General features: G+C 59.5%; 24 protein-coding genes. 10 read left to right on the top strand and 14 right to left on the bottom strand.

Going from position 1 to position 23,680, the window contains the following annotated elements; translation table 11 throughout:
• Entirely contained in the window at nucleotides 1-402 is a 402-nt protein-coding gene (locus tag AC1DOX_RS23455) for a hypothetical protein (RefSeq protein ID WP_441620908.1), read from the top strand.
• A 30-nt stretch (nucleotides 403-432) separates the two neighbouring features.
• On the opposite strand, the gene AC1DOX_RS23450 is transcribed toward AC1DOX_RS23455, so the two are convergent.
• The 3 genes from AC1DOX_RS23450 to pcaC all read right to left on the bottom strand — a co-directional run bounded on the left by AC1DOX_RS23450 (nucleotide 433) and on the right by pcaC (nucleotide 2,849).
• Nucleotides 433-1,407: a tripartite tricarboxylate transporter substrate-binding protein gene (locus tag AC1DOX_RS23450; RefSeq protein WP_441620906.1), complete on the bottom strand. Its 975-nt coding sequence runs from the start codon at nucleotides 1,405-1,407 to the stop codon at nucleotides 433-435.
• Between the two features lie 190 nt (nucleotides 1,408-1,597).
• On the bottom strand, nucleotides 1,598-2,461 hold the full coding sequence (locus AC1DOX_RS23445) for an NAD(P)-dependent oxidoreductase (RefSeq protein ID WP_441620904.1): 864 nt from the start codon (nucleotides 2,459-2,461) through the stop codon (nucleotides 1,598-1,600).
• A gap of 10 nt (nucleotides 2,462-2,471) precedes the next feature.
• Complete coding sequence (gene pcaC / locus AC1DOX_RS23440; protein ID WP_441620902.1) at nucleotides 2,472-2,849, bottom strand: 4-carboxymuconolactone decarboxylase; 378 nt, start codon at nucleotides 2,847-2,849, stop codon at nucleotides 2,472-2,474.
• A gap of 123 nt (nucleotides 2,850-2,972) precedes the next feature.
• On the opposite strand from pcaC, the gene AC1DOX_RS23435 reads away from it, so the two are divergent.
• Entirely contained in the window at nucleotides 2,973-3,647 is a 675-nt protein-coding gene (locus AC1DOX_RS23435) for a GntR family transcriptional regulator (protein ID WP_441620900.1), read from the top strand.
• A gap of 168 nt (nucleotides 3,648-3,815) precedes the next feature.
• Here AC1DOX_RS23435 and AC1DOX_RS23430 read toward each other — a convergent pair whose 3' ends face one another.
• Both AC1DOX_RS23430 and AC1DOX_RS23425 read right to left on the bottom strand, forming a co-directional pair.
• The gene (locus AC1DOX_RS23430) at nucleotides 3,816-4,973 is read right to left on the bottom strand and encodes an acyl-CoA dehydrogenase family protein (RefSeq protein ID WP_441620928.1); all 1,158 of its coding nucleotides are present in this window, start codon (nucleotides 4,971-4,973) and stop codon (nucleotides 3,816-3,818) included.
• A 26-nt stretch (nucleotides 4,974-4,999) separates the two neighbouring features.
• Complete coding sequence (locus tag AC1DOX_RS23425; RefSeq protein ID WP_441620898.1) at nucleotides 5,000-5,848, bottom strand: HTD2 family dehydratase; 849 nt, start codon at nucleotides 5,846-5,848, stop codon at nucleotides 5,000-5,002.
• 443 nt (nucleotides 5,849-6,291) lie between these two features.
• Between AC1DOX_RS23425 and AC1DOX_RS23420 the strand changes: the two genes are divergently transcribed.
• The 3 genes from AC1DOX_RS23420 to AC1DOX_RS23410 all read left to right on the top strand — a co-directional run bounded on the left by AC1DOX_RS23420 (nucleotide 6,292) and on the right by AC1DOX_RS23410 (nucleotide 9,373).
• Nucleotides 6,292-6,669: a hypothetical protein gene (locus AC1DOX_RS23420; RefSeq protein ID WP_441620896.1), complete on the top strand. Its 378-nt coding sequence runs from the start codon at nucleotides 6,292-6,294 to the stop codon at nucleotides 6,667-6,669.
• Nucleotides 6,670-6,692: 23 nt separating this feature from the next.
• Nucleotides 6,693-8,234 carry a citrate lyase subunit alpha gene (gene citF / locus AC1DOX_RS23415; RefSeq protein ID WP_441620894.1) on the top strand — a complete coding sequence of 514 codons (1,542 nt, stop codon included), beginning with the start codon at nucleotides 6,693-6,695 and terminating at the stop codon, nucleotides 8,232-8,234.
• 113 nt (nucleotides 8,235-8,347) lie between these two features.
• The gene (locus tag AC1DOX_RS23410; RefSeq protein WP_441620892.1) at nucleotides 8,348-9,373 is read left to right on the top strand and encodes an IS110 family RNA-guided transposase; all 1,026 of its coding nucleotides are present in this window, start codon (nucleotides 8,348-8,350) and stop codon (nucleotides 9,371-9,373) included.
• A gap of 282 nt (nucleotides 9,374-9,655) precedes the next feature.
• Here AC1DOX_RS23410 and AC1DOX_RS23405 read toward each other — a convergent pair whose 3' ends face one another.
• The gene (locus tag AC1DOX_RS23405; protein WP_441620890.1) at nucleotides 9,656-10,471 is read right to left on the bottom strand and encodes an HpcH/HpaI aldolase/citrate lyase family protein; all 816 of its coding nucleotides are present in this window, start codon (nucleotides 10,469-10,471) and stop codon (nucleotides 9,656-9,658) included.
• Between the two features lie 91 nt (nucleotides 10,472-10,562).
• Nucleotides 10,563-11,741 (bottom strand): CaiB/BaiF CoA transferase family protein, encoded by a 1,179-nt coding sequence (locus tag AC1DOX_RS23400; RefSeq protein ID WP_441620888.1) that lies wholly within the window; start codon nucleotides 11,739-11,741, stop codon nucleotides 10,563-10,565.
• Nucleotides 11,742-11,953: 212 nt separating this feature from the next.
• Here AC1DOX_RS23400 and AC1DOX_RS23395 point away from each other — a divergent pair, with 212 nt between their 5' ends.
• Nucleotides 11,954-12,901 (top strand): LysR family transcriptional regulator, encoded by a 948-nt coding sequence (locus AC1DOX_RS23395; RefSeq protein ID WP_441620886.1) that lies wholly within the window; start codon nucleotides 11,954-11,956, stop codon nucleotides 12,899-12,901.
• A gap of 163 nt (nucleotides 12,902-13,064) precedes the next feature.
• Here the strand turns inward: AC1DOX_RS23395 and AC1DOX_RS23390 are convergent, their stop codons facing one another.
• From AC1DOX_RS23390 to AC1DOX_RS23380, 3 genes are read right to left on the bottom strand one after another with little or no spacing between them, the layout of a single operon-like run.
• Nucleotides 13,065-14,531: an aldehyde dehydrogenase gene (locus AC1DOX_RS23390; protein ID WP_441620884.1), complete on the bottom strand. Its 1,467-nt coding sequence runs from the start codon at nucleotides 14,529-14,531 to the stop codon at nucleotides 13,065-13,067.
• Between the two features lie 21 nt (nucleotides 14,532-14,552).
• Complete coding sequence (locus AC1DOX_RS23385) at nucleotides 14,553-15,149, bottom strand: thiamine pyrophosphate-dependent enzyme (RefSeq protein WP_441620882.1); 597 nt, start codon at nucleotides 15,147-15,149, stop codon at nucleotides 14,553-14,555.
• 3 nt (nucleotides 15,150-15,152) lie between these two features.
• Complete coding sequence (locus AC1DOX_RS23380) at nucleotides 15,153-15,686, bottom strand: phosphonopyruvate decarboxylase (RefSeq protein ID WP_441620880.1); 534 nt, start codon at nucleotides 15,684-15,686, stop codon at nucleotides 15,153-15,155.
• 127 nt (nucleotides 15,687-15,813) lie between these two features.
• On the opposite strand from AC1DOX_RS23380, the gene AC1DOX_RS23375 reads away from it, so the two are divergent.
• Nucleotides 15,814-16,740, top strand: coding sequence for a LysR family transcriptional regulator (locus tag AC1DOX_RS23375; RefSeq protein ID WP_441620878.1), 927 nt, complete (start codon nucleotides 15,814-15,816; stop codon nucleotides 16,738-16,740).
• A gap of 41 nt (nucleotides 16,741-16,781) precedes the next feature.
• Here the strand turns inward: AC1DOX_RS23375 and AC1DOX_RS23370 are convergent, their stop codons facing one another.
• The 4 genes from AC1DOX_RS23370 to AC1DOX_RS23355 form a co-directional block, all read right to left on the bottom strand.
• A complete protein-coding gene (locus AC1DOX_RS23370; RefSeq protein WP_441620876.1) occupies nucleotides 16,782-17,744 on the bottom strand; it encodes a Bug family tripartite tricarboxylate transporter substrate binding protein in 963 nt (320 codons plus the stop codon).
• 267 nt (nucleotides 17,745-18,011) lie between these two features.
• On the bottom strand, nucleotides 18,012-19,013 hold the full coding sequence (locus tag AC1DOX_RS23365) for a tripartite tricarboxylate transporter substrate-binding protein (protein WP_441620874.1): 1,002 nt from the start codon (nucleotides 19,011-19,013) through the stop codon (nucleotides 18,012-18,014).
• A gap of 206 nt (nucleotides 19,014-19,219) precedes the next feature.
• A complete protein-coding gene (locus AC1DOX_RS23360; protein ID WP_441620872.1) occupies nucleotides 19,220-19,888 on the bottom strand; it encodes an RraA family protein in 669 nt (222 codons plus the stop codon).
• Nucleotides 19,889-20,017: 129 nt separating this feature from the next.
• Nucleotides 20,018-20,941 carry a LysR family transcriptional regulator gene (locus tag AC1DOX_RS23355; protein WP_441620870.1) on the bottom strand — a complete coding sequence of 308 codons (924 nt, stop codon included), beginning with the start codon at nucleotides 20,939-20,941 and terminating at the stop codon, nucleotides 20,018-20,020.
• A gap of 104 nt (nucleotides 20,942-21,045) precedes the next feature.
• Here AC1DOX_RS23355 and AC1DOX_RS23350 point away from each other — a divergent pair, with 104 nt between their 5' ends.
• From AC1DOX_RS23350 to AC1DOX_RS23340, 3 genes are read left to right on the top strand one after another with little or no spacing between them, the layout of a single operon-like run.
• Nucleotides 21,046-21,714, top strand: a complete 669-nt coding sequence (locus AC1DOX_RS23350; protein ID WP_441620926.1) for an RraA family protein — start codon at nucleotides 21,046-21,048, stop codon at nucleotides 21,712-21,714.
• Nucleotides 21,711-22,367 (top strand): RraA family protein, encoded by a 657-nt coding sequence (locus tag AC1DOX_RS23345; protein WP_441620868.1) that lies wholly within the window; start codon nucleotides 21,711-21,713, stop codon nucleotides 22,365-22,367. The genes AC1DOX_RS23350 and AC1DOX_RS23345 overlap by 4 nt, the downstream gene beginning before the upstream one ends.
• Nucleotides 22,367-23,581, top strand: coding sequence for a pyridoxal phosphate-dependent aminotransferase (locus AC1DOX_RS23340; RefSeq protein WP_441620866.1), 1,215 nt, complete (start codon nucleotides 22,367-22,369; stop codon nucleotides 23,579-23,581). Before AC1DOX_RS23345 ends, AC1DOX_RS23340 begins: the two co-directional genes overlap by 1 nt.
• Nucleotides 23,582-23,680 lie beyond the last annotated feature (99 nt).

Genomic DNA, 23,680 nt, shown 5'->3' with positions numbered 1-23,680 from the left:
GTGGAAAACGAAACCTACCTGCAGTTTGACGCCCTGCAAGCTCTCGCCCGCCGCACCGATGCCGTAACTCTCGATTGTGCGTGTAGCGCCCCTGAGCTCGATGAATGGACGTCGTTGCCAGTCTCCTTCCCAGAGCAACAGCTTCGCGTCATTGGCACCCTGCTTCGCGATGCCTACACCGAGGCGACGTATGAGGAGTATCACCCACAGGGCACAACCCTCTGGTCAGCCGAAGCACCGATTGCTCCCCTCTACTTTCCGTACAACCGCTCCACCGTCTCGGAGTGCAAGGTTTGCCAACGCGCGTATTTGCGCTACGTGGAGGGCGGAGGGTACTTTGTTGACCCGCGCATCCGTCGGCTGAGGACCGGTGTTCTTGTGGACGCCCCACTCTCTGAGTAGGCCGGAACCGCCGGTCCTGTCCGAGCCGGATTACTCCGCGTAGACGCCTGCCGCCTTGATGACCGGTGTCCAACGTGCGATTTCTGCCTTGGTGCGCGTCCCGAGTGCCGGCGCATCTTGTCGCTCAGAGGTCGGAACTGTGACCCCCATCTGGCCAAACCGTTGCAGTACGGCCGGGTCGGCAAGCGCGAAGCGCAATGCTTGGTTCAATCGCTCAATGACTGCCGTCGGTGTGCCCTTCGGTGCGTAGAGGCCGTGCCAAACCTCGAGTTCAAAGTTCGGCAAGCCCGCCTCGGCGAAAGTGGGGACATCGGGCAGTCTCGCCAGACGCGAAGCTGCCGCCAGGGCATATGGCTTCAACATTCCGCTCCTGATGTAGGGACCGGTCGCCACCGGTTGGTCACAGAGCAGGTCGACTTGCCCAGCGAGCAGGTCCTGCAACGCCGGTCCGGTTCCGCGATACGGCACCATGGTCACCTCCGTGCCCAGTGTCTTGGCCAGGAGCATTGCGCACAGATGCGAAGTCGAGCCGATACCTGCATGGCCGAAGCGCACCGAACCTTGCTTTTGCTTGATGTGGGCAATGACCTCCTTCAGGTTCGAAGGTGCAAACCCCTTTGTTCCTACAAGAATCATCGGCACGTCAGCCGCCTGACCGACCGGCTCCAGGTCCTTGGCCGAGTCAAAGTTCAGCTTCTTGTACAGCGCTGGTGCCGTGGCGATGCCCATGTTGTGGAAGAGCAGCATGTAGCCATTCGCCTGCGCGTTCACCACGCGCGCCGTTCCAATGGTCCCACCCGCGCCTCCGGAGTTCTCAATGACGACCGGTTCCTTGAGGTTGCGAGCCATAGATTCGCCCAATGCCCGCCCGATGACATCAGTAGACCCACCCGGTGCGTAAGGGATGATGACCTGAATAGGCTTGTTCGGATAAGACTGGGCAGTCGCGAGCGCTGACGTCAGAGCAATGGCAATGCCTGTGGCTACTGCAAGTAATCGTTTCATGATGTCTCCAATCTGAATGGCAACCTCTGTCGAATCGCCTTGTCTTTTTTCGGGCTGCAGCCGTCGTAGGGACGAGCGTGGCCCACCGCTCCGTTTGGCGCGGAAAATCAGTACATCAAAGAATTGGGATGCCGCCCAGGCTATCCGCTATCTATCGGATGCCTTGGCGGAGCCGTGCATGGGCCGGCGGCTAGGGTTGCTCGACGAAGCGATACATTTCCGTGTGGTCCGCGCCCTTCCCTAGCTCGTTGGATGCTTGCGTGCACAAAGCGTTGACATACACGCCCAGCGGCATTGCGGCGTCTACTGCCTCGGCAAGGACAGCCGCGATGCCGACATCCTTTGCCATCAAGGCGAGCGAGAATCCTGAATTGAACGCACCGGAAAGCATGAACTGCTTGGCCTTGTTTTCCGTTGTGTTGTTCTTCCCAGTGGAGCTGTTCAGGACGTCGACCATGACATTGGGGTCGATGCCAAAGCGCTGACCGGCAATCAGCGCTTCCGCGGTAGCAATCAAACCAGCGGCCGAAACATAGTTGTTCAGTGCCTTCATCGCGTGGCCGGCGCCAATGCCACCGACATGGGTGAGCGTGGAACCCAGGTGGCCAAGAAGCGGCCGAACCCTTTCGACATCAGCGGCATCACCGCCGACCATAATCGCCAAGGAGCCGGCACGTGCGCGACTTACCCCGCCGGACACGGGAGCATCAATCATGGTCAAGCCCGCCGCCTTGACCGCATCCGAGAGCGTTCGCGTGCGCACCGGGTCGGCGGAACTCATGTCGACCAAGATGGCTCCTTGCTGCAGAACCTTGGTCAGCTTGAGGACGGCTTCATCGACAATTTCGGAGTTGGGCAGCATCGTTACGACGACATCGCAATCGCCGAACTCTTGCAGGTCCGCCGCTACACGGTCTCCCGTTTGCTCGGCGGCGAAGCGCGCCCGGGTCTCCGCGACGACGTCATAGGCGAGGACGTTCACCCCCGCTGCGACCAGGCGGCCGGCCATGGGGAAACCCATCATCCCCAGGCCGACGAATCCAATCTGCTTCATGGCCGACTCCTTAGATGTCCATTTCCTTGAACACTTCCCGGGCGATTCGGAACGAATCGATTGCCGCCGGCACGCCGCAGTAGATGGCCACCTGCAGGAAGACCTCCTTGATTTCATCCTTGGTCAGCCCGTTGTTGATGGCGCCCCGCACGTGCAGCTTCAGCTCGTGCGGCCGATTGAGCGCGGCAATCATGGCCAGGTTCAGGAAACTGCGCGTGCGACGCTCCAGGCCTGGGCGATTCCAGACATCTCCCCAGCAGTACTGCGTCACCAGTTCCTGCATATCGCGATTGAAGTCGTCCGCGCTCTTGAGCGATGCGTCGACGTACTCGCTACCCAGCACTTCGCGACGGGTCTTGAGGCCTTTGTCGAACAAGTCTTGATTCATGCGTCTCTCCTTTGGTTAGTGGGTCCCATCGTAGAGCGCAGTTTTTCGTAAGTCAATAAGATTGTCTGACAATCTGTTTGGTTGGAAATCTGGGATAATTCCCGGCAACCAGCGTGGCGACCTATGGAAACAGACCTGTACATCAAGCGCGACATGACCACCCTACGTCAACAAGTGACGGATAGGTTGCGTCAAGCCATCCTTTCCGGCCGCTTCGTGCCGGGGGCACGACTCGTCGAACGGGAGCTTTGCGAAAACCTTGGCGTGAGCCGGCCGCTATTACGCGAGGCGCTACAGCAGCTCCAGGCGGAGGGGTTGATTCATCTGATTCCTCACAAGGGCCCGGTGGTAGCCACCATCTCCGAAGAGGAATCGCGTCAAATTTACGCTGTGCGCGCCTATCTCGAGGCGTGCATCGGTGAAGGGTTCGCGCGTAATGCAACGGACGTACAGATTTCGCGCCTGAGGGAAGCGCTGCAATACCTGGCCACGCCCAAGGTTTCCGCAGACACCGATGCCTTGCTCCGAGGCAAGAACACCTTCTATGCAATCTTGATGGAAGGATGCGGAAATGAAATTGCCGGGCAGATGCTCACCCAGCTCAACAACCGCATTACTCTCTTGCGCCGTCTGTCGCTCGGCCGCACCGGACGGCTTGCCGAATCCATCAAGGAGCTCGATGCAGTTGTATCGGCGATTGAGAAGCGGGATGCGGAGACCACTCGTCAACTTTGCTTTGACCACGTCCTAAGCGCGGCGAAGGCTGCAGAAGACGCTCGCTCCCTCACTCACACCTGAAATCAATGTCGGGTTGTGGCGGCATGGGACCCCAGGCGGCTTCAACCGTACCACTGAGGAATGCAGTGGCTACCGTGCGTCGGTTATCGGCTTCAAACTGGCCAAAAAGCAAAAAAGGGACCTGCCCTATCGCAGGTCCCAATGGTCAGGAGACCACCGATACGGTTATCAGAATGACCGAGGCATGCCGAGAATGTGCTCGCCGACGTACGCCAGAATCAGGTTCGTCGAGATAGGCGCCACCTGATATAGACGGGTTTCGCGGAACTTGCGTTCGACGTCGTACTCGGCCGCAAAGCCGAAGCCACCGTGATACTGCAGGCAGGCATTGGCCGCCTCCCACGAAGCGTCGGCAGCCAGGAGCTTGGCCATGTTCGCCTCTGCACCGCATTGCTGGTGTGCGTCGAACAGCCTTGCTGCCTTGAAACGCATGAGGCTTGCCGCTTCGACGTTCACGAATGCACGTGCGATGGGGAACTGCACGCCCTGGTTCTGGCCGATAGGCTTGCCGAACACGATGCGCTCGTTGACGTACTTGGTCACCTTGTCGATGAACCAGTAGCCATCGCCAATGCATTCCGCCGCAATCAGCGTACGCTCGGCATTGAGGCCGTCCAGGATGTACTTGAAGCCCTTGCCTTCCTCGCCAATCAGATTTTCGACAGGGATTTCCAGGTTGTCGAAGAACAGCTCATTGGTCTCATGGTTGACCATGTTCAGGATGGGCTGAACGGTCAGACCGTTCCCGATAGCCTCCCGCAGGTCGACCACGAAGATGGACATGCCTTCCGACTTCTTTTTCACCTGGTCCAGCGGCGTCGTACGCGCCAACAGAATCATCAAGTCGGAATGCTGAACGCGCGAAATCCACACCTTCTGCCCGTTCACGACGTACTTGTCGCCCTTGCGAACGGCCGTAGTCTTGATTTTCGTCGTGTCCGTGCCCGTAGTCGGCTCCGTCACAGCCATCGACTGCAGGCGCAGCTCACCGCTCGCAATCTTGGGGAGGTAGAGCTTCTTCTGCTCATCCGAGCCATGGCGCAACAAGGTGCCCATGTTGTACATCTGGCCATGGCATGCACCCGAGTTGCCGCCGGCGCGGTTGATTTCTTCCATGATGACCGACGCTTGGGTCAGACCCAGCCCGGAGCCACCGAATTCCTCAGGGATGAGCGCGGCGAGCCAGCCGGCTTCGGTCAGCGCATTGACGAACTCTTCGGGATAGCCTCGGACTTCGTCAATCTTGCGGAAGTACTCGGACGAAAACTGGCCGCAAAGGTCACGGACTGCTTCACGGATTTCTTGATACTCATCGACTGCGTTCAGCACATCGGTCTCCAGTCTTATAAGGGTTAAGCCAGCTCGGCGGACCCGCTCATCGCGAGCGCCCCGTCTTCATGGCGAATCCAGAGATTGACGGTCTTACCGTCCTCAGAACGCTTTCCGCACACGGAAATGCGCTGCGGCACGAAGGTCGGGCGGACGCCGCGGAACGAGAACGACTTGATCGTAGCTTCCGGAAGGTTGAGGCGCACCAGTTCCAGCAACAGCATGGCCTGAAGCGGGCCATGAACAATCAGGTCGGGATAGTGTTCGACACCGCTCACATACGGCTTGTCGTAGTGAATCCGATGGCCATTGAAGGTCAGTGCCGAAAAGCGGAAGAGCAGAACAGCGTCAGTCTCCACTTCCTGGACCCATTCTTCGTCGGTGGGCGCCGGAACAACTTCGGCAGCAGGAGCGTCCGGCGACGCAGCCTCACGGTAGACGATGTCGTGCTCTTCGGTGACGGCGAGCCCCGACGGTCCGTAGTACTTGTGTTCGACCGTCACAAAGGCTAGAGAGCCGCTCCGTCCGGACTTTGCATTGACATCGAGGATGGTCGAGACCTTGGAAGCAAGATTGCCGACGCGGAGAGGCTGATGAAACTGGAGGCGCCCACCCGCCCACATACGGCGAGGCAGCGGCACGGGAGGCAAGAAGCCACCGCGGCTCGCATGACCGTCCGCACCAATCTCGGAGCGGCGATGCAGGGGGAGGAAGTACAGCCAGTGCCAGAGAGGAGAGATTGCTTCGCCACGGCGCACGGCAGGAATTTCATAGTCCAGGGTCGCCGAAAGTGCCGCAACCGGGAACGCAGTGATTTCGTCTTGGGCTTCCGTCGTCCTTCCGACCCACTGCTTCAAATGCTCAACATCCATGGCTTTCCTCAGTTAGAACTGCTTGGCCTCCACTATGCACGTGACACGCACAACCGAAAATTCGAAAGTTCGGAACGCGCCGTTCGGTCAGGCAGAAAGCAGCCTCCACCTTGAGTGAATCCGAATGCAGCATTCGGAATTCGCGGATTTACGAAGCACCAATGTGCCTCCAGCATTGAGTCATGACAATGCGCACAGCCAGGCCCATGCAAGTTCAAATCCGATGCCGCTCCCGAGTTTCACTTCATCGGCTCGTGCCCGCGTTCCCCATGTCAATCACGGCTACCAGGGGCGAACAAACGCTGAGCCGACGCGGATTTACTCGTCCTCTCCGTGAGGGCCAGACAATTGGCATCCCCGCGTTCGAATCCGTTGACCTACACCTCACGGGTGGCATCTTCTTCCCATCCGAATGCACCCTTTCCCTCTCCGATAGCCATGGCGTGTCCTCAAAGGAACTTCCCGCCTTTGCGACGGGTAGCGCAAGCGCCAAGGTGCAACATCTGCGCGAGCTGATTTCAGGGACCGTGTTCCAGAATCCTCAGGAGACATGGAACGCAAAAGTCATGGCGACCACATTGCAAACTACGCCGAACAAGATTCGCACAGCCTTGTTCACCCAGGGCGCCGCCTTTACCCAACTGTGCCGAACGCAGCGGCTCATGAGGGCACTGTTCGATTCCTTCCTGTTTGACTTGTCGGTGGCCGACCTGCGGCAACGGGTGGGCTGGGGAGACGGCAAGGACCTGGAAGCTTCCTTCCACGACTGGTTCGGCGTCTCTCTGGGTACCGTGGCCCGCCTCCGTGAAGACGGCCTGTGAGCAACCGGAAACGAGAGAAAACCATGAAGAACAGTATTGGCAGACTCGTCCCAGATTGGGCTGATGGACAGCGCCTGAAGCCATATGCAGGCCTTAATGCGGGCCCAGAGGTCCATCGTCGGGTGGAAACAAGCCTGCGCTCGTTCCCCCGAGGAACACCTAAGTTGCTTGGCTCGATACGGGAAAGCTTGGACGCTGCCTGCGTGCGAGATGGGTCCACCATCTCCTTTCACCATCATTTGCGCAACGGCGATGCGGTGGCCAACGCCGTCCTCAAAGAAGCCGCTGAGATGGGATTGCGTGGCCTGACGGTCGCTGCAAGCTCCATCTTCCCCGTCCATGCGCCATGGGTGGAGCTCATTGAGGCCGGAGTCATCAGCAAAATCTACACCGCATATGCGGCGGGGCCGGTGGCCGATGCGGTCGTTCGAGGCTCACTTCCCTCGCCGCTCATCATGCACACCCACGGCGGGCGGGCCAGGCTTGTCGAATCCGGCACTCTGCGCATCGACGCTGCGTTTGTGGCCGCTCCAACTGCAGACGCCATGGGCAACATGAACGGCGTCCAAGGTCCATCCGCTTGCGGAACATTGGGCTATGCGGAAACCGACATCGGCCATGCCGCCACGGTCATCGTCGTCACGGACAACCTGGTGCCATATCCCGCCTGCCCAATATTCATCAGGCAGGACTACGTGGACTACGTTGTCGCCGTTTCCTCCATTGGCAATCGCGCACAAATCGTCTCGGGTACAACACGCCCTACGGAAGAGCCTATCGGTCTGGCTATAGCCGCGACCGCAGCGAAGGTCATCGATGCGGCCGGCCTTCTCGATGAGAACTTCGGGTTTCAGACAGGCGCCGGTGGCATCTCTTTGGCCGTCGCCGCATCCCTGCGGGAAACAATGCTTCATCGGGGCGTCACAGGCAGCTTCGCGGCGGGTGGAATCACGGGTTACCTTGTCGACATGCTCGAACAGGGTCTTTTCCGGAGTCTGCTGGACGTCCAGTGCTTCGACCTGCGCGCAGTTGATTCATTTCGCGACAACCCGCGACATCAGGCTATGTCGGCGTCGATGTACGCCAACCCTTGGAACAAAGGCGCAGTCGTCAACCAACTGAGCGCCATGATTCTTGGTGCTGCGGAGGTCGACCTGGATTTCAACGTCAACGTGACCACCGCTAGTGACGGCCGCATCATTGGAGGGTCGGGCGGCCACAGCGATACGGCGGCCGGGGCGAAGCTCTCCATCGTTACGACGCGACTGCGCGCTGGGACCGTACCCAAAATTGTCGAACGGGTGCGCACCGTCACGACCCCAGGTGAGACCGTGGACGTCGTGGTCACGGAAGCCGGCGTTGCCGTCAATCCGCTCCGAATCGACGTCAAGGAGCGCCTCGTCTCGGCAGGGATAAAGGTCGCCCCTATCGAAGTACTCTATGACGAAGCACACCGACGCCTGGAGAGGCGGCAAGCAGTGCCGAGTACAACTGGAGAGGTTGTGGGCATCGTCGAATACCGGGATGGAACCGTGCTCGACGTCATTGAACGGATTTCCGAATGAAAAGGTGGGGGCTCGACTTGCCGCCACCCACCTTTAATGAGATGGTCAGCCTGACCGAAACAGCCCGATCGGCTTACGCTGATCGGGCTGTTTCTTTTTTCCAGGAGATCATCATGGGCACCGCGACGTTGATCGGCATCGATCTGGGCAAGCACTACTTTTTTCTGCACGCACAGGATCGCCACGGCCACGAGGTGTGGCACAAGAAGGCCACGCGCACACAGCTCCTGACGGTGCTGGCCAACTGCCCAGCCAGCACGGTCGCGATGGAAGCCTGCGCGGGCGCGCACTGGCTGGCTCGCAAGCTCCAGGCGTTCGGCCATCAGGTCCGCTTGATCGCCCCGCAATTCGTGCGCCCCTTCGTGAAGGGCAACAAGACTGACTTTGCCGATGCCGAGGCCATTTGCGAGGCAGCAGCGCGCCCGGCCATGCGCTTTGTAGCGCTCAAGACGCCCGAGCAACAGACGCTGCTCGCCTTGCACCGGGTACGTGAGGCTCTGGTGGCCGAGCGCACGGCTACGGCCAACCAGATTCACGGTTTCCTGCTTGAGTTCGGTGTAAGCCTGCCAGTAGGCACGCTCGCCATTACACGCCTGCCGGCCTTACTCGACAGTCCCGCTGTGACGCTCCCACCCCGGCTCATCTCCCTCCTGCTGCGCCTGCACCGGCGCTATGGCCTGCTCAGCGAAGAGATCGCTCAACTTGACAGCGAACTTAAGCGGCAACTGGACGAAGACGAAGCCGGCCGACGTTTGCTGACGATTCCCGGAATTGGCCCGATCACCGCCAGCTGCCTGCTGGCCATGGCCGGCGATATGCACGGCTTCAAACGCGGGCGCGATTTTGCCGCCTCGCTAGGTCTGGTGCCCCGACAGCATTCCACAGGCGGGCGCCCCACCCTGCTGGGCATCACAAAACGCGGCGACAAGCACCTGCGATCCCTGCTCGTCCAAGGCGCACGAGCGGTGATGCAGCGCGCCCCGCGCCGTACCGATGCCTTGGGCATCTGGCTGAGGTCCCTGATGCAGCGGCGCCACAGTAACGTCGTCGCCTGCGCGCTGGCCAACAAAATGGCCAGAATCGTCTGGGCGATCCTGGCCAAGGGGGGCGAGTACCGGGCGCATCCGGCCACCGCCTGATCCGAGTTTCCCGCCTGCTTTTGCGACTTCTGACCCGTGATGAAGAGAATCGGCTCACGGCCCGACAGATAACCTGACATGAAATTCAGTCCTGCAGACTGAGCCTTTTTTGAGGACTGTCGGGCGCGGCTTCTCATCGGGGGCCGGGCGCGATCCGCGCCCATTGCGAGCCCGGATACATTTGCGCAAGCCATTTCATCTTAGGTCACAGGCCAAGGTTGCAAAGATCAGGCTGACCATACATTTTCATGGAGCCCGCTGAGCTCCCATCCGTTCCAGGCTTTATGCTCGGGCCAAGCCGGCTTGCCGCAGAAGCTCTCTGGCTCGAGCAATAACAGGGGCATCCACCATCTCACCGTCTAGCTTGAAGGCGCCGGGCGAGGACCTGGCAGTGCAGACAACCTTTTCGGCCCAGGCAATCTGTTCGTCGGACGGGCGAAAGGCCTTATTGACCTCCGATACCTGAGTGGGGTGGATGCAGAGCTTCGCACCGAATCCCAACCGGCGCCCCCGGACGGAGGCGCGCTGAAGCTCCTCCACATCGTTGATGGCGACCGTCACACCGTCGATAGGAGCTGCAATGCCTGCCGCCTTCGAAGCCAGCACAATCATCGAACGGAAGTACAACAGCTCCTGGTCGTCGCCCTCAATGCCGAGCTCAGCGCGAAAGTCGACAGTTCCGAAAATCAGGCGCTCGACTCCGACCGTCGAAGCAACTTCATCGAGACACTTCATCCCCCGCGCGGTCTCAATCAGCGGAAGCACCTTCACGTTCGTCGGCAGATGCTTGACGATTCTCGCAATCACCTCGGAGCCTTCTGCCTTCGGCAATATGACCCCTTGAAGACCGGGCTTACGGCAAGCCAGGACGTCGTCTAACCAACGCGCCTTGGTGGCGTTAATCCGGACAATCCCGGTACCGCCCGCCTCGAGATACTCCGACACCTGGCGGCGGGCTGAGTCCTTGTCGCCCTCCGCCACGGCATCCTCCAGGTCGAGAATGACCCGGTCTGCTCCAGACTGATGAGCTTTGGCAAACCGTTCTGGACGGTTGCCAGGGACGAAGAGGTACGAGCGAGCGGATGAAGACGTGGTCATAGTGGAATGTGAAGTCGAGAATGGCAAACGTCTCCGTCGCCTGAGTGAGGTCGAAGGAGACGATGTGCTTCAGAACCAGGCGGGCGACACGCTAGATGGCACCTTCTGCACGAAGGCGGTCGATATCCTGGCTGACGTAGCCAAGTTTGCGGAGAATGCTCTCGCTGTGCTCACCAAGCGCCGGGATAGCGTCCATCCGCGGCTCATATGCATTCGACAGGCCCGGCGGCAGCAAGGCTGGAATTGCACCCACCGGGGAATTGACCGAGGTCCAGCGCTCACGCGCTCTCAGCTGCGGATGGTTCCACACGTCCCGCATCTCGTTGAGACGTGCATTGGCAATCTGCGCCCGTTCCAGTCGTTCGACAACCTGCTCGATGGTCAGCGGCGCGAACGAGTCGACAATTAGTTGGGTCAGCTCAGCGCGGTTCTTGCTGCGCAACGAGTTCGAGACGAACCGCTCGTCCTTGGTCAGCTCCGGCTGTTCCAGCACCACGCGGCAAAATGCATCCCACTCTCGTTCATTCTGCAGTCCGAGGATGACGGTCTTACCGTCTCCTGCCGAGAATGGACCGTACGGGAATATCGTCGCATGCGAGGCGCCGGCACGCGGCGGGGGCGTGGCTCCATCGAACGCGTAGTAGAGCGGATACCCCATCCATTCGGCCATGCTCTCCAGCATCGACACGTCAATGTGCGAGCCCTTGCCCGTCTTGCCGCGTTGCAGGAGGGCAGCCAGGATGTTGGTGTAGGCGTACATACCGGCGGCGATATCGGCAATCGAACAACCCGCCTTGGACGGACTGTCGGGCGTACCCGTGATAGAAATGAACCCAGACTCAGCCTGAATCAGCAGGTCATAGGCCTTCTTGTCACGATACGGGCCGTCGTTGCCATAGCCGGAAATATCGCAAACGATGATGCCGGGATAGCGCTGCGTCAGCGCCTCGTACGACAAGCCAAGGCGGTCGGCCGCCCCCGGTGCCAGGTTTTGCACCAGGACATCGGCTTCTTCCAGAATCTTCTGCAGAATCGCCGGCGCTTCGTGATGCTTAAGGTCAAGGGCCAGGCTCTCCTTCGAGCGGTTGGTCCAAGAAAAGTGCGAGGATATGCCGTCTACCCGCTCGTCATATCCGCGCGCGAAGTCACCAACCTTCGGTCGTTCAATCTTGATGACACGGGCGCCGAGGTCTGCCAGTTGACGAGTGCAGAACGGCGCTGCGATTGCATGTTCCAGAGATACTACAGTGATGCCATCAAGGGGACGCATAGCAGCCTTTCGAAGGTTGATAACGTTCGCGCTGCCGGCGCAGCAACAAACAGCTGGATATAAGGCAGGATGGCAGTGAAGGCGAAGTAGGTAAATCTCGCTTTTTCGAATCGGTCATTCGCCTGTAGCGAACGCGGGTGCGAGGCACACCTTGGGCAGCACCCTTTGCGCCGTATGTTTCGGCTTGGTACAGTGTGGGCGGAGGAGATTCGATGCATTTTGACTTTGCCGACCTTAGGCTTTTCGCACGCATAGCCGAGGAAGAAAACCTGTCCCGCGGGGCGAAGAAAGCCTTTCTTTCGCCGGCGGCAGCCAGCGCACGGCTGAAAGCCTTGGAAGACCAGCTTGGCACGCGCTTGTTCTATCGGGAAAGCAAAGGACTCTCCCTGACGCCGGCCGGTGAGCGGCTATTACGCCACGCCAGAGTCATCGAACGCCAGTTCGAGCACGTGAGAAGCGAGTTTGAAGAGTTCTCCAAAGACTCCGTCGGGCACATCCGAATCTTCGCCAATACGACCGCGGTCACAGAGTTCATGCCGGAGGTGTTGGCTCGCTTCATGGCAGAGCGTCATGCCGTAACGGTAGACCTGCAGGAACGTCTCACTCGAGACATTATTCGTGGCGTGCTGGACGGCAGTGCCGACTTGGGCATCATCTCTGGACCGATGACTGCCGAAGGCCTGGAGGTCATTCACTTCAGCACTGACAAGCTCGTCCTGGTAACGCCGGTTGGACACCCGCTAACGAAGAAGAAAGACGTCTGCTTTGAAGACACCCTCGAGTATGAGCACGTCAGTCTCCACGAGGGCAGTACGCTTCATGCCTTCCTGACCGACCTTGTGCGCGACCAGCGAAGCAAGCTCCAGATTCGAATCCAAATCAGAAGCTTCGAGGCCGCTTGCCGAATGATTGAGGCTGGAGTCGGCGTCGGGGTCCTGCCGTTGTCGGCTGCCCTGCGACACCGCCGAACGATGAAGCTCGCGATTGTGGAACTGCTCGAACCGTGGGCGCTCCGGGAGCGTGCTGTCATCGTGCGAGAACTGGAAGGCCTCCCTAGTTGTGCAAAGGCTCTCATTGACACGCTGATTGAAGCAGCGGAGTCGGCGGGCGGCGCCCAAATGACGCCGTATAGTTTGCCGCAGCGAGGACGGCACGATTAACTCAGCTTCGGTAGCCGGTCCACATAACTTCCAACCTAGCGCGAAATCTTGCTCTTTGTCATGCTATGTCGGCCTGGGGCAACACCAGGAAGCGCCCACGCAGCGCAACAGCTCGGAGCACATGCCCCTGAGCTGCTGCACGATTGTCAATTTAAGTTGTGCCCTAACGAATTGTGAACGGGTTTCCGGTCGGGGCACCTGTATTCACCCACACACTTTTCGTCTGCAGGTACGACTCGATGGCGGTCATACCGTTCTCGCGACCAAGGCCAGAGTCCTTGTAGCCGCCGAACGGCGACATGAAACTCACGGCACGATACGTGTTGACCCAGACAGTACCCGCCTGAATGCGCTCTGACATGCGGAATGCGCGGCCGATGTCACCCGTCCAGACGCCCGCGCCAAGTCCATAGCAGCTGTCATTAGCAATCGCAACCGCGTCGTCTTCATCCTTGAACTTCAAGATGGACAGGACCGGGCCAAATACCTCCTCCTGTGCGATTCGCATCTTCGGCAGTACATTCGCGAAAATGGTTGGCTCGACGAACCACCCACCACAACTCGCTGGCTTTCCGCCAAGCAGGAGCTTCGCGCCTTCGGTTCTGGCAATCTCGATATATGAGAGGACCTTCTCGTATTGCGCCGGCGTCGTGATTGGACCGACCTGCGTGGTCGATTCCATCGGGTTGCCAAGCTTCGCAGTACCGGCGAGTGCAAGAAGCTTCTCAACGAATGCGTCGTGAATGTTCTCTTGCAGAAGCAGTCGCGAACCTGCAATACACGTTTGGCCACTGGCCGCGAAGATGCCGGAGACCGCACCATTGACCGCATCGTCAAGGTTGGCGTCATCGAAGACGATGTTCGGCGACTTGCCACCCAGTTCGAGGCTCACATGCTTAAATTGCTCGGCGCACTGCTGGTTGATGATACGACCGGTCGCGTCGGAGCCTGTGAATGTCACTTTCTTCACAAGCGGATTCGTTACGAGTGGAGACCCGACTTCGCCGCCGAATCCGGTCACTACATTGAATACGCCCGGCGGAAAGCCTGCATCCTGGAACAGCAATGCCAGTTCCAGCGCAGACACCGAAGTGAATTCCGATGGCTTGACGACCACCGTGCATCCCGCAGCCAAAGCTGGAGCAATCTTCCAAGCCAACAGCATAAGCGGAGAATTCCACGGCGTGATTGCCGCGACGACGCCCAGTGGCTCCTTGCGCGTGTAGTTGAAGTACCCCTTCTTGTCCAGCGGGATAACCGAGCCTTCAATCTTGTCTGCCAGACCGCCAAAGTAGTAGAACCACTGCGGCAGGTACCTGAGTTGGGCCCCCATCTCTGCAAGTAGCTTGCCGTTGTCCCGCACTTCGAACTCGGCAAGCCGGTCGGCATTTTCTGCGATGAGGTCACCGAGTTTTCGCAGCAAGGCGCCACGTTGCGTCGCTGTCATGTCGGCCCAAGGCCCCGAACGGAAGGCTCGGTCTGCCGCCTTCACTGCTCGGTCGACATCGGCCTCACTACCCCGAGCAACTTCGGCCCAAGGCTTTCCGGTGTAGGGGTTGTGGGTTTCAAACCAACGGCCGTCGGCTGCATTGTCGAAGGCCCCGTCGATGAACATTGGATACTGCTTCATGGCGCTTTGCTTCCCTTGGGCTTAGAAGGGTCCGAATCCGAGGTGCTGACGGAAACGGTTCTTCACGTAGACACCATCACGCGGAGGCAGAGCACGCTGCGGCTCTTCGGTCGAGATGTAGACCTGAGAGACCGTCATGCCCTCACCCTTCTTGATTTGGCTGACCAGGGCGCCCAGCTCCTCGATGTCGGAAATCTCGAGAGTCGAAGGCACACCGACCGCCTTGGCCACTTGTGCAAGGTTGGTACCCAGGCTTGTGTGGCTCTGCTGCATGCCTGTCTCTCCGAAGTGACCGTTGTCCAGAATCACGATAGACAGATTCTGGGGATGTTGCGCGGCCGCAGTGGCTAGACTGCCAATACCCATCAGCTGCTCACCGTCACCTGTAATGACAATCACGGTCTTTTCCGGCTGCGCAATTGCCAGGCCGAGAGCCAGTGACGTGGAGCCACCCATTGCGCCCCACAGGTAGAAGTTGCTCGGCCGGTCGCCGGCAGCGAAGACGTCGTATGCAGGCGAACCAAGACCCGTTACGACGAGCGCGTCAGGGAATTGCTTCAAGAGTTCAGCAACGAACTTGCGACGGTCAATACCGTTCTTGGGAGTCGAGGTAGTCATAGCTCAGCGCATCCACTTTTTGCGGCCAATCAGGCTCTGGGACAGAAGGACGGCAACGCGATTGCCGGCGTCGAAGGCGGATACCAGGCCCGCGTCGACGAGTTCTGCCGCATCTTCGGGCGAGTTCACGCGGTAGACCGTGATTCCCATCAGTTCAAGAGCCTTCTCAGTAGCCAACCCCATCGGGTTCTGCCACGGATTGAACTCCGCATACTCCCCACGCATCGTCACGAGCGTGAAGAACGGGAAGCGGCAGCTATCGAGCAGCGAGAACATGTTCACGCAATTGCCCACACCACTGCTTTGCATCAGCAGAACTGCTCGCTGACCGCCGAGCCAGGCACCGCTAACGACAGCCACGCCCTCTTCTTCAGTGGTGAGCACGATGTCCCGGATGTCCGGGTCTGCGATGGCGCTCTTGATAACGTGCGCGTGGCCGGCGTCCGGCACGTACGCTACCTGTTGAATATTGTTTTCCTTGAAGGCCTGGAAGATGGCCTCTTGCCACGCGAGCGGCTCCGAGCTGGGACTGGTCATAGTAGGCAGTGGGTACACGAAAGTGGGACAACGCTGCTATCATAGTTTTGTTGGTATCGCACCATGAAATACAATTATTTGATGGCAGCATCACGATTCTGCATAGGACCCGGAGCAGGCAAACCATATGGACATCAAGCAACTGCGCGCCCTTCTGGCGATTGCGGAAACGGGTAGCGCCACCAAGGCGGCGGACCTCTTGCGTATCGTCCAGCCTGCGGTCTCGAGACACGTGCGCCTTTTGGAAGAAGAGCTGGGCGTGGAGCTATTCGAGCGGGAACGGCACGGCATGGTGCTCACCGAGGCCGGCCGCACGATGGTTGAATACGGCCGACGAGCCATCCAGGAACTCGACCGTGCCAAGGCGCAAATCAAGCCAGCTAGCCGCGAGCTTTCCGGCACCGCAGCGATTGGGCTACTGCCCAGTACCTGCGAGCTGCTGGCAACCGAACTGGTGTCGGCGGTCAAGGCGAAGCATCCGCAACTGGTGGTCCGCATCAATGCCGGGTATGCGGGCAACGTACTGGAGTGGCTCGAAGCCGGCGACGTAGAAGTCGCACTGCTCTACGACACCAAGGTGTCTTCCAACCTGGCCGTCGAAGCGCTCCTGGATGAGCAGCTCTATCTCATCGGCGCACCAGGGTCGTTGCAAAGCGCGGAGGAAAGCGTTGAAAGCCTGAAGGGCATCCCACTTGTGCTGCCAAACGCTCCTCACGGGTTGCGCGGCGTCGTCGAGCATGCTTGTGCGGTGGCAGGCATCACTCCAATGGTGGCAATGGAGACGAATGCGCTCAGCGTTCAGAAAGCCCTGGTTGCGCAGGGATTCGGATTTACTGTGTTGCCAAGCTCGGCTGTATCCGAAGAACTCGAAGCAGGCACCCTCGCAGGAGCGCCTATTGTTTCGCCCAACCTCTCCCGTCGAATCGTCATCGCGCAGGCGAGCAGTCGTCGCCCGTCGCCGGCTAGCAGCTTCGTCGCTGGGGAGCTTGTCGCGTTGATGCGTCGCTTGGTGCTGGATGGGGCCTGGCCCGGCGCGACATGGATTGGTGCGTAACACCGGGCCTCCCTATATATGGAGCAGCCCGGCTGCCCAGCTCATTCTTGCTGGATGTTGCCAGCTTTGATGACCTCCGCCCAACGGCGGGTCTCGGCCTGAACGAACGCAGCAGCCTTGTCCGGCGTGGAGTCCAGAACCGGTTCAACGCCAATCTTCTGCATGCGCTGTTTTACGTCGGGGTCCCTCACGGTCGCCAGCAGGGCAGCGCTAAGCTTCTCGATGACTGGCGCAGGCGTTCCCTTTGGCACCATCACCATGTTCCAGATGGACGTCTCATAGGAAGGAAAGCCTGCTTCCTTCATCGTCGGCACATTGGGGAGCACCGACGAGCGTGTGGACGTGGTGACAGCGAGGGCCTTCAGCTTGCCGGCCTGAACCATCGGCGCAGCCGTCGACACGGCGTCCGTGATGAACGGGATATCGCCCGAAATCACAGACTGAATCGCCTGGCTCGCGCCGCGGAACGGAACGTGCGTGACCTGCAGCTTTTCCTGGTAGGCCAGGAGCTCCACGGCCATATGCACCGCACTGCCCTTGCCTGCTGACCCGTACGTGTACTTCGCCGGATTCTTCTTGATGTCATCGATGAACTCCTTCGCCGTGTTCGCCTTCACCGACGGGTTCACGGCCAGCACCATCGGAACCGACGCGACAATCGACACAGGAACTACGTCATGGGAGTCGTAGGGCAAACGCTTGTACAGCGAAGCGTTGATTGCGTGGGAGCTGGTACCGAATAGGAGCGTGTAGCCGTCTGGCTTGGCCTTCGCCACAGCGTCGGTAGCGATGCTCCCGCCGGCTCCCGCGCGGTTCTCCACGACGACGGATTGGCCCAGCAGCGTGCTCATCTTGTTGGCGACAATACGGGCAACCAGGTCCGTGCTACCGCCAGCTGCGAACCCGACAATGAGACGCACCGGATGGTCAGGATACGTCGGTTGGGCGTAGGCGCTGCAGGAAATGAGCGCACCTACCCCCACTTTCACGATGAAGTGTTTCATGTCTCTTCCGGATAATTTTTGTCTGGGCGAGCGACGCGCTGCATCCCTGTGAACCCATGGTATCCAAGGGGATGAGCAATAGAGAAATAGAATATTCGGCTGCTGCCATCACAGGCTTGTATACCTGATGGCTTGCCCTCACCGCATGAGGGAACAGCAGCATCCGCGGCCTGGATAGAAAAATGGCCCGCGCGAGGCGGGCCGAAAGGGTCAAATGACCCCGCTTTGGATTCTCAACACGCACCGGGCTTACGATGCAGGCCGGCCTCAGTCCGCCTCGACCTTCATCGTCTTCAGTAGCGGCTGCCACTTGTCGCTTTCAGATTTCAGCCATGTCTGCAGGCCGGCCGGCGTTTGCTTGTCGACCGGCACGACTTCCGCGCCGAGCTCATCCAGGCGCTTAGAGACCACAGGGTCCTTCAAGGCCTGCTGCAATGCTTTCGTCAGACGGGCAGTGACGGCAGGGGACGTGCCTTTTGGGGCATATACGCCGTGCCACACCTTCATCGAAAAGCCCTTGACGCCACCCTCATCCATCGTCGGCGTATTGGGCAAAGCCTTGATTCGGTTCGGCGTAGTGACGCCGTACAGCTTCACGCGATTGGCATTGATTTGCTGAAGCGTGGAGGTCGTCTGGTCGCAGAGAAGGTCAACCTGACCACCCAGCAGCGCGGTCATGGCGGGGCCAGTACCCTGGTATGGGACAGACGTCATCTTGACGCCAACCGCTTCTTCGAACAGCAGGCCGCAAAGCTGCGATACGGCACCCAGGCCGGCGTTGGCTAACGAAACCTTGTCCTTGTTCTGTTTGACGTACTTGACCAAATCAGCCGTAGTCGCAGGCGGCAGGTCCTTACGGCCGAGCATCGTCATCGGGACATCCGCGACCTGGCCAATGTACTCAAAGTCCTTGAGCGGGCTGTACGACAGCTTCTTGTAGAGAGCCGGTGCCGTGGCCATCCCGTTGTGATGGATGAGGATAGTGTAGCCATCAGGCTGAGCCCGCGCGACGTAGGCGGCGGCAACGGTTCCGCCGGCACCAAGTCGATTCTCGACTACAACGCTTTGGCCCAAATCCTTCGACATTGCCAGCGCGAGAGCCCGCGACACGACATCAGTCGGACCTCCGGCAGAGAACGGGACAATCAGCGTCAGAGGCTTCGACGGGAAGGCATCCGTTGCCAAAACAGCCGACGAAAAGGCGAGGCCAAGTGCTCCGAACGCCAAACGAATGCCCAATTTGCTACCAACTGACTGCTTGCGAATCATCTCTGTCTCCGAGTTATCCTCGGCCAATCTGTCGTTGCCGAGTGTGTCTGTCGGAGACAAGGTTGCGTGAAAACTGCAGTCCATAGCAATCTGGAATTACCGAACGGCCCTTACCGCAAATCCGAACACAGGTGACGAGCCCAGTCTCCATAGGCGTTCCGTATGGCCCGGACGGCGAGCCGGCTCGCCTTCCCGCTCATTGCAGCTTAGTACAGCGCATGAGGCTCAAGCACCTTGCGAAGCCACTCTTGCTCCCTTACGCCTGTCGCAATCTCACCCATAATTGTCTGCTCGTTCTTTGCAGTTACGGCGACTGCTTCGAGAAGCGCAGCTGCTTGAGACAAGGGAAACGCGACCACGCCATCCTCGTCACCCACCACAACGTCGCCTGGGGACACAATCTGGCCGCCAATCGACACCGGAACGTTCATTGCCCCGGGCCCCATCTTGTATGGACCACGGTGACTGACACCCCTTGCGTAGCAAGGAAAGTCCGACTCGTAGAATGCTGCAGTGTCACGGATAGCACCATCCAAAACAAAGCCAACGCATCCCCGCGCTGCCGCGTATTGCATGATGAGTTCACCAACCAGCGCGTTCGTACAGTCTCCGCCACCGTCAACAACCAGGACATGGCCCGGTTGCAGCTCCATAAGCGCCTTGTAAATCAGCAGATTGTCGCCAGGTCTGGCTTTCACCGTGACTGCCGTGCCGACCAGCTTGCGGCTCCGGTTGAACCGCGTCAGACCAGTTACGCCAGAGAGGCGCTGAAGGTTGTCACTAATATGCGGAGTCACCACATCCCGAAAGGCCTCGATGACTTCGGGAGGCGCAAGAGGAGGAACGGGATTGACGATGAAATTGGACGCAGCCACAAGAGTCTCCTGGAAGGAATCGCGGGTATATGCGAACTCTCGGGCATCATCATGCAACTGTAAATTCCAAATACCGGATGGATTTGATACGCCAAACCTATGGATAGATTTTGAACACCGTATCCCGTCCTAGCGCTGTGTGCGCTGTCGAGATGAGCCCACTTTTCCGCTCGACAGGATGTCGATAGCCGCTTCAACCGCAGGGCTCTGGCGGCTCTTCGACCAGGCCATGGCGGTGGTGACAACATTCACCGCCTCCTTCAAAGGACGGACGACAACACTTTCTGGCGCTGCCTTTTTCATGGATGACGGCACAAGCGCGATGCCCTGGCCGCACCCAACAAATGCCACTTGCGTTGCAACGGTTCTTACTTCGTGGAGTATTCGCGGAGAAAAGCCCGCCGCCCGGCATGTCGCGATGAGACTGTCGAAGTACGTCGGACTGACGGAGCGCGCGAAGCTGACAAAGGGCTCTTCAGCCAGGGTTGCAAGGCGAACCCTAGGCATGTCCGCAAACCTATGGGTCTTCGGCAGGGCTACTGCAAGTCGGTCTTGCTTCAGCGGAAGCGCGCCGATTGCCGTGCCCATATCACCTTCGAGGCGAGCAAATGCCAGGTCAATGTCCCCCCGCTCGAGCGCCGGAACCGCATCGACGCTATCAATCTCCGTGACCGAAACCGTGAGCTGAGGGAATCTTCTCCCCAATTCATCAATGAGGCCCGGCAGCGTATCAACGAGTGCTGAGGAGATGGCGCCAATGGATAGCACGCCAGTGCTGCCGGAAATTGCCTCCTGGACGGCCAGTTCCAGGCGGTCCAATTGCTCGGCAAACTTCCGCACTGCGGGCAGGATTGCGACCCCAATCGGAGTCAGGGTCGCCCCTTTTCTTCCACGCTCAAAGAGCTTCACCTTTAGAGCCTGCTCCAGCACCTGAATTTGCTCGGTCAGTGGAGGCTGCGACATCCCAAGCCTCTTCGCAGCACGCCCAAAATTCCCCTCCTCCGCTACCGCCAAGAACAGGTACAGGTGTCGAACAAGCCTGAAGTTAATCATAGCGATTGATAGGTTTGACGTATCGAAAGGTTACTGGATTCGGAATTTACATTTCGAACTCTAGCGCCGAGAGTACAGCCATGGCAACCCAACACACCCTCATCATGAGCACATCCTCCCTGCTGGACCGCCTTGCATCGCTCGACACCAACACCGTCTCCGATGCGCTCGACTTCCTGAATCTTTCCGGTGCAACCTATGGTATTCGCCCTCTCTGGGACTGCCCGAAGATTGTCGGCCGCGCAAGCACTATCCAGCTCGGCCCCAAGACCGATGCAAAGCCGACAGTGCACCTCATCACGCCGGTCGTCGTGCAAATTCAGACTGACGACCGCATTCTCGTCATCGCAGGCGGAGTGGAAGGCATCTCTTGCTGGGGTGACATCCTTGCAAATGCGTCCGCAGCCAAGAAGGTCCGCGGGTCCGTCATTGACGGCATGAGTCGCGATATCGAGGGAAGTGAATCGATTGGCTATCCCGTATTCGGTCGTGGCGTCACGATGATTAGCGCACGCAACCGCGTGGTGCAGGTCGACTCTGGCAAGGCGGTCAAATTCGCAGGCGTCGTTGTTAGCGAGGACGACTATGTCATCGCGGACCGCTGCGGCACGGTCTTCGTCGCCGCCGACCGAATTGAAGAGGTGCTGGACCTGGGCGAACGCATTGCGCGGCGTCAGGACGGCATGGTGCAGGCCGTGCGCTCGGGACGCTCCGTCGAGGAAGTCATGCACGACAAGGAATTCGAAGCTATCAACAGCAAGGACGCAAAATGACTGACAAGGACCTGGTAGCCCTCTTTGAAGGCCTGGACACCCCTGGCGTATCTGACGCGATGGACCGTCTCGGCCTGCCCGGTCAGTGCTTGGACATCGCGCCGCTGGACAACTATCGCAAGCCCATTGTCGGGCCCGCGTTCACCGTGAAGTATGTGGCGGCAAGTACGCCGCCTGGCACCGTTGGCGACTTCATCGACGACGTGCGACCCGGCGACATCGTCGTCATTGACAACGACGGCCGCACGGATTGCACGGTCTGGGGCGACATCATGACGCAGTGCGCCGGCGCACGTGGCATCGCTGGTACCGTAATTGACGGCGTCTGTCGCGACGTAACGAAAGCGCTCGGCGACGGGTATCCGCTCTTCACCCGGGGCCGTTTCATGCGTACCGGAAAGGACCGCGTGCAAGTTGAGTCGGTGAACACTCCGATTTCCGTGGGAACCGCTCGCGTTTGCTCCGGTGACATCGTGGTGGCAGATGCCAACGGCGTCGTCGTCATCCCGCGCGACCGCGCCAAGGAAGTCGCGGAACTCGCACGCAAGATTGAGGACGTCGAATCGCAGATTCGCGAGCACATCGCAAGCGGCAAGACGCTTGGTGAAGCTCGGGGAGCGCTGGGCTACCATACCTTGCAGAGGAAGGCGTGATGGCAGACGAACAGCAGCGATTGAACGTTAATCTCGCCAACGCTCAGCCGTCGGCAACCTATCGCATGATGGACCGCGTTGCTGCTAAGCGTGCGACCGGTGCAAAAATCATCTCCCTGAGTGCCGGGGAGCCCGACTTTGACACGCCGGCGCACATTTGTGAGGCGGCCATCGGCGCCATTCGTAGCGGTTACACGCGCTACACCCAGGTGGCGGGGCTTCGCGCGCTGCGGGAAGCTATCGCTGAGAAGTTCAAGCGCGAGAACGGTCTCGATGTCAGGTGGCAGGACACCATCGTCTGCTCAGGCGGCAAGCAGGTCATTTACAACGCCTTGGCAGCCACATTGAACACCGGCGACGAGGTCATTGTTCCGGCTCCGTACTGGGTGAGCTATCCCGAGATGGCGCAGTTGTGCGGGGCCACGCCCGTGGTCGTGCAGTGCGGCGCCGATGTCGGATTCAAGCTGACACCCAATGTACTGAGCAAGGCGATTACCCCACGAACGCGCTGGCTGATTCTCAACTCGCCGTCTAACCCGACCGGTGCGGTCTACTCGCGAGACGAGTTGGCCAGGCTGGGGGAAGTACTGCTGGACCACCCTCATGTGCTCGTGCTGTCTGACGATATCTACGAACACCTCACCTTCGACGGCGAGCAGTTCTTCACGCTCGCCCAAGTCGAGCCACGTCTGAAAGACCGGACGCTGACCATGAATGGCGTCTCCAAAGCGTATGCCATGACCGGTTGGCGTATTGGATTTGGCACCGGGCCAGCATGGCTGCTGGAAGCGATGGAGAAGCTGCAGGGACAACAGACCTCCGGCGCCTCGTCGATTTCGCAGCACGCCGCTCTCGCCGCACTCCAAGGTCCGCAGGACTTCATCCGCGATTCGAAAGAGGTCTTCCAAGGCCGTCGGGACATGATGGTGGAATTGCTGAACATCACGCCTGGGCTTAGCTGTGCTGTGCCGGGCGGCGCGTTCTACGCGTTTGCGTCTTGCGAAGGTCTGCTCGGCAAAACCACCCCAGGCGGCACGCTGCTGCGTACAGACGAGGACGTTGCTCTCGCTCTGCTCGAGGAAGTACACATCGCCGTAGTGCACGGCTCTGCTTTCGGGTTGGGGCCCTACATTCGCATCGCTTACGCCTTGGACAACGAGTCCCTGCGTAAGGCGTGCGAAGCCATTCGTCAGTTCTGCCTGTCTCTTAAGTGAGATAGATGGCAGGGTCAGACAGGGCGCAGAGCCAATGACGATGAAGCCTGCACAGTTCCGTATCCTGATTGGCTCCGATATTCGGAAGTGGTCTGAGGC

The sequence above is a fragment of the Cupriavidus sp. 01L415 genome, assembly GCF_056400065.1.
Note: the sequence above shows the minus strand (reverse complement) of the source record. Positions and strands in the feature narration are given on the sequence as shown.

What these genes read in the sequence shown, in the direction of transcription:
- AC1DOX_RS23380 (WP_441620880.1), bottom strand. Translation starts at nt 15,686, where the DNA reads ATGACCAGTCCCAGCTCGGAGCCGCTCGCGTGGCAAGAGGCCATCTTC.
- AC1DOX_RS23410 (WP_441620892.1), top strand. Translation starts at nt 8,348, where the DNA reads ATGGGCACCGCGACGTTGATCGGCATCGATCTGGGCAAGCACTACTTT.
- AC1DOX_RS23355 (WP_441620870.1), bottom strand. Translation starts at nt 20,941, where the DNA reads ATGATTAACTTCAGGCTTGTTCGACACCTGTACCTGTTCTTGGCGGTA.
- AC1DOX_RS23370 (WP_441620876.1), bottom strand. Translation starts at nt 17,744, where the DNA reads ATGAAACACTTCATCGTGAAAGTGGGGGTAGGTGCGCTCATTTCCTGC.
- AC1DOX_RS23395 (WP_441620886.1), top strand. Translation starts at nt 11,954, where the DNA reads ATGCATTTTGACTTTGCCGACCTTAGGCTTTTCGCACGCATAGCCGAG.
- AC1DOX_RS23350 (WP_441620926.1), top strand. Translation starts at nt 21,046, where the DNA reads ATGAGCACATCCTCCCTGCTGGACCGCCTTGCATCGCTCGACACCAAC.
- AC1DOX_RS23450 (WP_441620906.1), bottom strand. Translation starts at nt 1,407, where the DNA reads ATGAAACGATTACTTGCAGTAGCCACAGGCATTGCCATTGCTCTGACG.
- AC1DOX_RS23435 (WP_441620900.1), top strand. Translation starts at nt 2,973, where the DNA reads ATGGAAACAGACCTGTACATCAAGCGCGACATGACCACCCTACGTCAA.
- AC1DOX_RS23385 (WP_441620882.1), bottom strand. Translation starts at nt 15,149, where the DNA reads ATGACTACCTCGACTCCCAAGAACGGTATTGACCGTCGCAAGTTCGTT.
- AC1DOX_RS23405 (WP_441620890.1), bottom strand. Translation starts at nt 10,471, where the DNA reads ATGACCACGTCTTCATCCGCTCGCTCGTACCTCTTCGTCCCTGGCAAC.
- AC1DOX_RS23340 (WP_441620866.1), top strand. Translation starts at nt 22,367, where the DNA reads ATGGCAGACGAACAGCAGCGATTGAACGTTAATCTCGCCAACGCTCAG.
- AC1DOX_RS23425 (WP_441620898.1), bottom strand. Translation starts at nt 5,848, where the DNA reads ATGGATGTTGAGCATTTGAAGCAGTGGGTCGGAAGGACGACGGAAGCC.
- AC1DOX_RS23445 (WP_441620904.1), bottom strand. Translation starts at nt 2,461, where the DNA reads ATGAAGCAGATTGGATTCGTCGGCCTGGGGATGATGGGTTTCCCCATG.
- pcaC (WP_441620902.1), bottom strand. Translation starts at nt 2,849, where the DNA reads ATGAATCAAGACTTGTTCGACAAAGGCCTCAAGACCCGTCGCGAAGTG.
- AC1DOX_RS23345 (WP_441620868.1), top strand. Translation starts at nt 21,711, where the DNA reads ATGACTGACAAGGACCTGGTAGCCCTCTTTGAAGGCCTGGACACCCCT.
- citF (WP_441620894.1), top strand. Translation starts at nt 6,693, where the DNA reads ATGAAGAACAGTATTGGCAGACTCGTCCCAGATTGGGCTGATGGACAG.
- AC1DOX_RS23365 (WP_441620874.1), bottom strand. Translation starts at nt 19,013, where the DNA reads ATGATTCGCAAGCAGTCAGTTGGTAGCAAATTGGGCATTCGTTTGGCG.
- AC1DOX_RS23400 (WP_441620888.1), bottom strand. Translation starts at nt 11,741, where the DNA reads ATGCGTCCCCTTGATGGCATCACTGTAGTATCTCTGGAACATGCAATC.
- AC1DOX_RS23390 (WP_441620884.1), bottom strand. Translation starts at nt 14,531, where the DNA reads ATGAAGCAGTATCCAATGTTCATCGACGGGGCCTTCGACAATGCAGCC.
- AC1DOX_RS23375 (WP_441620878.1), top strand. Translation starts at nt 15,814, where the DNA reads ATGGACATCAAGCAACTGCGCGCCCTTCTGGCGATTGCGGAAACGGGT.